Origin of the sequence: Streptomyces scabichelini, assembly GCF_011045015.1 — a bacterium.
In the GTDB taxonomy this organism is placed as follows: Bacteria; Actinomycetota; Actinomycetes; order Streptomycetales; family Streptomycetaceae; genus Streptomyces; species Streptomyces scabichelini.
In genome coordinates this window covers 1-3,846 of the sequence record NZ_JAAKZY010000400.1, presented here as the reverse complement: position 1 = coordinate 3,846, position 3,846 = coordinate 1, and the positions used below count along the sequence as shown (strand labels likewise).

The 3,846-nt window shown below is 72.8% G+C and carries 3 protein-coding genes; all 3 read right to left on the bottom strand.

What is annotated here, in order from left to right; genetic code table 11:
- Positions 1-89 precede the first annotated feature (89 nt).
- The 3 genes from G5C60_RS49865 to G5C60_RS49855 all read right to left on the bottom strand — a co-directional run bounded on the left by G5C60_RS49865 (position 90) and on the right by G5C60_RS49855 (position 3,464).
- A complete protein-coding gene (locus tag G5C60_RS49865; RefSeq protein ID WP_165270817.1) occupies positions 90-1,037 on the bottom strand; it encodes an SRPBCC domain-containing protein in 948 nt (315 codons plus the stop codon).
- Between the two features lie 56 nt (positions 1,038-1,093).
- A complete protein-coding gene (locus tag G5C60_RS49860) occupies positions 1,094-2,728 on the bottom strand; it encodes a polyamine aminopropyltransferase (RefSeq protein ID WP_165270815.1) in 1,635 nt (544 codons plus the stop codon).
- A 217-nt stretch (positions 2,729-2,945) separates the two neighbouring features.
- Complete coding sequence (locus tag G5C60_RS49855; RefSeq protein ID WP_165270813.1) at positions 2,946-3,464, bottom strand: DUF2617 family protein; 519 nt, start codon at positions 3,462-3,464, stop codon at positions 2,946-2,948.
- Positions 3,465-3,846 lie beyond the last annotated feature (382 nt).

The window sequence follows — 3,846 nt, the reverse complement described above, 5'->3', positions numbered from 1 at the left end:
GGTCTGGGGCGCAGCCCCAGCGGGGGCCAGGGGGCGGAGCCCCCAGGGCCGCCCACACCGGCGCCGGGTAACCAGCTACCCGCCAACTGTCAGCGACGTTTGCGCAGGACCCGGCTCACAACGATGGCCGAGGCCACCACGAGCGCCGCGGCGGGCGCCGCCCAGCGCAGGGCCGCGCGGCCGGACACGGCCTCGGGCGCGGGCACCGGCGCGTACCGGCCGCGCGGGGGCGCGTGATCGACCTCCTCCGCGCTCCGGCCGATCATCGTCCGCCGGGCGTGCGCGGCCTCCGCGGGCGGCGCCGCGTCCGTGTCCTCCTCCTCGAACCCGCCCTGGAACCCGCCCTCGAAGTCGCCCTCGGCGAACGGAGTGAGGGAGGGCGGCGGGACCTCGGTCTCGAAGACGGAGGGTTCCTCGGCGGCCACGGGCTCGGAGCCCTGAGCGCCTTCGGGCGGCGCGATCTCGGCTTCGGCGTCGGCCGCGGGAGCCGACTCGGGCGCAGCCTCCGGTGCGGCTGAGGCGGACGACTCCTCCACCTCACCAGAAGCCTCAGCCTCCGGCTCGCCAGAAGCCCCCACCGAACCGCCGGAGGCATCCGCACCCGCGTCAGCGTCCGCGTCCGCGTCCGCCAGATTCTCCGCGAAACGGTTCAGCAGCCGCGTACTCGCCGAGGCCACCGCGTCCGGCGGCAACTCCGTAACGCGCCCGTCAGCCGTGGCCGTCCCCCCGAACACGAGCGTCGAGCCGCCCTCCGCCGAGCGGAGCGACAGCGTGAGCGCGAGTTTCACCGAGCCGCTCCCGCGGGCCTCGGTCCCGTCGCCTTCGACGGCGTACGACCCGTCGTCCTGACCGGTGACCCGGAGCGTCCCGCGATACGTGACGCTGTGGCTGCCGACGCGTACCTTCAGCCGCCCGGAGACGGGCGCCGTCCCCGCGTCCTGCTGGAGCCCGGGCACCGCCCGGGCCACCCGCGCGGGATCGGCGAGGGCCTCCCGAAGACGTTCGACGGGAACCGGAACGAACACCTCATGCTCCATGTCGGTCGAGCCTACCCAGCAGCGCCCGTACCGCACCTGCGTATCAGGGATTCGGTTCAGCCGGCGTAGCGCGGATGCACCAGCGTGGACGCCGGGAGGCCGGACAGCCGGGTGTGTTCCGCCGCCCGTGCCGCGCCGGGGAGGGACAGGACCGGTGCCGTACGGGACGCGAGGACGAAGCCCCAGTCGCGTGGCGCGCCCGCCGGTCCCGTCGTGCGGTCGGGTCCGGCCGCGAAGCCGGAGTCGCGCCCGCCCACGCGGTACGGCACCGTCCGCAGCCCGGCCGCCCGTACCGTCGCGTCGACGGTCCAGAAGACCCGCGGCCGCGACGCCACAGGACCCGCGTGTACGACGAGCCGCCCGTCGGCAGCGAGGACCCGCCTGGCGAGCCCGTAGAACTCCTGCGAGTACAGCTTCGTACTGGCCGTGATCCCCGGATCCGGCAGATCGGAGACGACGACGTCGTACGTGTCCCGCGTCTCCCCCGTCTCCCCCGTCTCCCGCAGCAGGGCGAAGGCGTCCGCGGTGATGACGCGCACCCGCGGGTCGCGGAACGCATGCCCGTTCAGCGCGGACAGCGCCCGGTCGGTGCGCGCCAACCGCACGAGGGCCGCGTCGAGTTCGGCCACGTCGACCCGTCGTACGCCCGCGTACCGCAGTACTTCGCGGGCCGCGAGGCCGTCCCCGCCGCCGAGGACGAGCACGCGCGCGTGCGGCCCGTTCCGCATCGCCGGGTGCACCAGCGCCTCGTGGTAGCGCCGCTCGTCGCGCCCGCTGACCCGCAGCCGTCCGTCGAGGAAGAGGCTCAGCGGGCGGCCGTCCGTGCCGCCGGTGAGGACGACCTCCTGTACGCCGGTCTGCAGCGCCACCCGTACATCCTGCCCGTACACCGCCCTGCGCGCCGCCCGTTCGAAGTCGTCGACGTGGACGGCGGCCGAGGCGAGCAGCGCGAGTACGACGAGGTTGGCGACGACCAGCAGCCGGCGTCCGCGGCGGGTCAGGTCCTGCCGGAAGAGACCGAGTACGAGCGCGCCGCCGGCGACCGCGTTGACGGTTCCGGTGATCAGCGCGCCGGTCAGCTGGCCGAGCTGGGGCAGCAGGAGGAAGGGGAAGGCGAGTCCGCCGACCAGCGCGCCCACGTAGTCCGCGGCGAACAGGTCCGCGACCGCGCCGCCCGCGTCCTGCCGGCGGATCCGCTGGATCAGCTCCATCAGCAGGGGCACTTCGGCGCCGATGAGCAGCCCGATCGTGAGCGAGAACGCGACGAGGAGGTGGCGGGAGCCGCCCTCCCACATCCCGCCCCAGTCGCCGGTCCAGTCGCCGGTCCAGGCGAACGCGGCGTACAGGGCCATCGCGCTGCACCCGCCGACCAGCGCGAGCAGTGCCTCGACCGCGCCGAAGGCTGCCGCGGCGCGGCAGCGCAGCCGCTTGGCGAGGAGCGAGCCGATGCCCATCGCGAAGACCATCACGGAGAGCACGACGGACGCCTGGGTGACGGAGTCCCCGATCAAGTACGAGGCGAGGGCGACCAGTTCGAGTTCGTAGACGAGTCCGCAGGCCGCGCACACGAAGACGCCCGCGAGTACGAGGAACCGTCCGGTGGCCGGCCCGACCGGCAGCCGCGCCGGGCCCGGATCGCTCCAGGGCGATGGGGCTCCGCCGGGCGGGGCCGGGGCGTGCGGGTCGATCATCCAGCGAACGGTACGTCACGCTTGCAGCGCGCTGGGTCACTCACACGTGTGGAACTTTGGGCCACGACGCATACTTTGGGCGTTGTTGGAACGTCCGGTAACTGGGCGGAAGATCGGGGAAGTTGGGGGGCTCTCGGTTCGGTTTATGGCTGCGGGTTGTGGTGGGTTGCTCGCGCAGTTCCCCGCGCCCCTGAAGGGGCGCTCCCCAATTCGGCGCTTATGCCGGAGCCGTCACCCTTGCCCCAACTCTCGTGCGCGTCGCCACCAGTTGGCCTTCCTGGGGATATGCGTGCCAGGTACGCCAGTGGATCTGGCCCTCGTGGTGTTGGGCGAGCATGGCGGTGAACGCGTGGGGGCTGCCGGGGAACACGCCTGCCAGGCCGTTGGGGTGGTCGGCGACCAGCGCGAGGAGTTCCTGCGCGCGCCCCGCGAACGAGCCGCGCGACAACGTCTCGACGCGCGCCGCGAACTCGTACTCCCACTCGCCGACGCGTTTCGCCAAGCCGAGCGGCAACGGCGTACTGCTGCCCGCGATGCAGGCCACGGTCTCCGAACACGTGCCCCGCTGCTCCTCCAGAAGTACCTGGTGGGATGCGCCGAGAAGTCTCAACTGGAGCTTCGCGCCGGACAGTTCGAGGTCGAGAGTGGCGAGCGCGGGCAGCGGCTCGCGTCCCAGGGCCCAGGCGAGGTCGGCCGCGCGCGTGTCGGAATAGGCAGTGTTGAGGTTCGTGAGCATGGGTCGGCTCCGCTGGCACACAAATGGTGAGTGGGTCCGTCGCACCCCGTCGGCGCCGGGAAATCGCCCGGTCTGCCTGGTCAGAAGGATGTGTCGGGGTCTGCGTCGGCTTACGAGGGAATCATGGACGGCGTGTCCACCACAGCTTTTTTACCCAACTTCGTGCGATTTCCATCCCACCGAGGGCTCCACAGCTCACCTGTTCAATCAGGGAGTGCGCCCCCGGGCGCCGGGTGCGCCGTGCGCGCCCCAACGGCGAAGCGCCCGCCGGGATATGGGCCCCGACGGGCGCTTCGTCTGTGCTGGACGGTCCGGATGCGGTTCCCCTCGGACCAGCTGCCCCGTGTCAGCTGCCTCCGCCGCCGCATCCTCCCCCGCCGCC

What these genes read in the sequence shown, in the direction of transcription:
- G5C60_RS49865 (WP_165270817.1), bottom strand. Translation starts at nt 1,037, where the DNA reads ATGGAGCATGAGGTGTTCGTTCCGGTTCCCGTCGAACGTCTTCGGGAG.
- G5C60_RS49860 (WP_165270815.1), bottom strand. Translation starts at nt 2,728, where the DNA reads ATGATCGACCCGCACGCCCCGGCCCCGCCCGGCGGAGCCCCATCGCCC.
- G5C60_RS49855 (WP_165270813.1), bottom strand. Translation starts at nt 3,464, where the DNA reads ATGCTCACGAACCTCAACACTGCCTATTCCGACACGCGCGCGGCCGAC.